Origin of the sequence: Noviherbaspirillum aerium (assembly GCF_008929045.1) — a bacterium.
In the GTDB taxonomy this organism is placed as follows: domain Bacteria; phylum Pseudomonadota; class Gammaproteobacteria; order Burkholderiales; family Burkholderiaceae_D; genus Noviherbaspirillum; species Noviherbaspirillum aerium.
In genome coordinates this window covers 1-2,422 of sequence record NZ_VFAH01000061.1, presented here as the reverse complement: position 1 = coordinate 2,422, position 2,422 = coordinate 1, and the positions used below count along the sequence as shown (strand labels likewise).

3 protein-coding genes are annotated in these 2,422 nt (G+C 60.9%); all 3 read left to right on the top strand.

Features of this window, described 5'->3' with window-relative positions:
• Positions 1-90 precede the first annotated feature (90 nt).
• The 3 genes from FH061_RS30015 to tnpC are packed head-to-tail and all read left to right on the top strand — an operon-like array spanning position 91 to position 2,369.
• Positions 91-465, top strand: coding sequence for a transposase (locus FH061_RS30015; protein ID WP_151639487.1), 375 nt, complete (start codon positions 91-93; stop codon positions 463-465).
• Positions 462-797 (top strand): IS66 family insertion sequence element accessory protein TnpB, encoded by a 336-nt coding sequence (tnpB, locus tag FH061_RS30010; protein WP_151639486.1) that lies wholly within the window; start codon positions 462-464, stop codon positions 795-797. The genes FH061_RS30015 and tnpB overlap by 4 nt, the downstream gene beginning before the upstream one ends.
• A 60-nt stretch (positions 798-857) precedes the next feature.
• Positions 858-2,369, top strand: a complete 1,512-nt coding sequence (gene tnpC / locus FH061_RS30005; RefSeq protein WP_151639485.1) for an IS66 family transposase — start codon at positions 858-860, stop codon at positions 2,367-2,369.
• Positions 2,370-2,422 lie beyond the last annotated feature (53 nt).

Genomic DNA, 2,422 nt, shown 5'->3' with positions numbered 1-2,422 from the left:
CGTAAGCGCTCGGCGAAGGCACCTTGAAACGAAACGCGCTGATCGGCGAGGATCGTGTCCACTAACGAACGAAATGGACACGTGTACATCATGGAAGAGAGTGCTGAAGTAAAACCGACCCGTCGCCGACGGCATAGCGCCGAATTCAAGGCCCAGGCAATCAAGGCCTGCATGCAACCTGGCATTTCAATCGCCGCTGTCGCGTTGCACTATCGTTTGAACGCCAACCTGCTGCGCCGCTGGGTGGCCAGCGAAGAAGAGACGCAAGCCACAGCACAGGCGCTTGGTGCCATAGCAACGCCAGGCGCCGAATTCGTTCCATTATCCCTGCCTGCGGCACAGACGAGCACCGGCACGCAGGACATTGTGATCGAACTCAGGCGCGGTGCCACGATGGTAACGATCCGCTGGCCGTACGGCGCCGCCAGCGAGTGCGCCCGCTGGTTGCAGGGGTGGCTGCGATGATCCGTGTTGACGCCATCTGGCTGGCCACTGAACCGCTGGACATGCGGGCCGGAACCGACACCGTGCTCGCCCGTGTGGTCAAGGTATTCGGTGCGGCGCGCCCGCATCATGCCTACCTGTTTGCCAACAAGAACGGTACGCGAATGAAGGTCCTGGTCTACGACGGCTTGGGTATCTGGCTAGCGGCGCGACGCCTTAACCGCGGCCGCTTCGTCTGGACCGATGGCACGTCAGCGATCACTGTCTGTCTGAACGCCGAGCAGTTGCAGGCACTGGTCACCGGCCTGCCATGGAGAACACTGGCGACTGACCACGTCATCGCCGTGCTCTAACGCCCGGTACGTATACTGTTTCTGTTCACTTGCGGCGGGTGTTCTGGCACACTGCCGTGCATGACTTCCGCCCTCGACCTGTCCACTCTCGGCGCCGATGAACTGCGCCAGCTCGCCAGCCGCCTGCTGGAGGAGATGCGTGGCAAGCAGGCATTGATCGATAAGCTCACGCACGAGATGGCCATCCTCAAGCGGCTCAAGTTCGCCGCTTCCAGCGAAGCCTATACCGGTGAGCAACAACGCATGCTGTTCGAAACACTTGACACCGACATCGAGGCGCTCACAGCCGAGATCGAGCAACTCGCACCGACCAAGCCGGCCGACGATGAGGGCAAGAAGCAGCAACCCAAGCGCACCGCTTTGCCGGCTTCCTTACCGCGTAAAGAAGTCCGCCACGATCCTGATTCCACGACCTGCTCTTGCGGCTGCCAATTGCAGCGCATCGGCGAGGACGTGGCCGAGAAGCTTGACTACCAGCCAGGCGTCTTTACAGTGGAGCGCCATGTACGCGGCAAGTGGGTCTGCCGCCAATGCGAGACGCTGGTGCAGGCGCCGGTGCCGCCGCAGATCATTGACAAGGGCATCCCGACCGCTGGTCTGCTGGCCCATGTCCTGGTTGCCAAATATCTGGATCATTTACCCCTATACCGACAGAGCGGCATCTACGGCCGGGCCGGGTTTGCGATTCCTGATTCAACGCTGGCACAGTGGGTAGGCGTGTGCGGCGTGCAGTTGCAGCCTCTGGTTGATGCACTGCGCCAAGAACTGCTGGCTCAGCGCGTCCTGCATGCTGACGAGACGCCGGTGGCGATGCTCAAGCCGGGTAACGGCAAGACGCATCGCGCCTACCTGTGGAGCTACTGCAGCACCAGCATGAATTCGATGAAGGCGGTCGTGTTCAACTTCGCCGAATCGCGCGCCGGTCGGCATGCCGGGGAATTCCTTGGTGACTGGCGCGGTACGCTCATCTGTGACGACTTCAGCGGCTACAAGCACTTGTTCAAGCAGGGCATCATCGAAGCGGGCTGCATGGCGCATGCAAGACGCAAGTTCCATGAGCTCTACGCGAACCACAAGAGCCAGATTGCCGAAGAAGCACTGAAGCTGTTCGGCGCACTGTACGACATTGAGCGGCAGGTACAGTCCCTGGATGCCGAAAGTCGGCAGGAAGTACGCAATCGACTCGCCAGACCGGCAGCCGATACGCTGCATGTGTGGTTACTGACGCAGCGACAGCGAGTGCCGGATGGCAGCGCGACTGCCAAAGCGATCAATTACAGTCTGGGACGCTGGGGAGCGCTGACGCGCTACCTGGACGATGGTGCTGTGCCGATCGACAACAACTGGGTGGAAAACCAGATTCGGCCGATTGCACTCGGAAAAAAGAACTGGTTGTTCGCCGGCAGTCTGCGGGCGGGGCAGCGTGCTGCCGCGGTGATGACGCTATTGCACTCGGCGCGGCTGAACGGCCATGATGTGCACGCCTACATGAAGGATGTCCTCGAACGCTTGCCGACACTGCTGGCTAGCCGTGTCACCGAACTGTTGCCGCATCGCTGGACGCCCGCGTAAACTTCTGCTCGTAGATTCGGTATCCCGTCAATGTGGGATGGCTAGGCGCTTAC

Bases quoted from the DNA above. Each gene is read 5' to 3' on its own strand.
- tnpC (WP_151639485.1), top strand. From the start codon at position 858: ATGACTTCCGCCCTCGACCTGTCCACTCTCGGCGCCGATGAACTGCGC.
- tnpB (WP_151639486.1), top strand. From the start codon at position 462: ATGATCCGTGTTGACGCCATCTGGCTGGCCACTGAACCGCTGGACATG.
- FH061_RS30015 (WP_151639487.1), top strand. From the start codon at position 91: ATGGAAGAGAGTGCTGAAGTAAAACCGACCCGTCGCCGACGGCATAGC.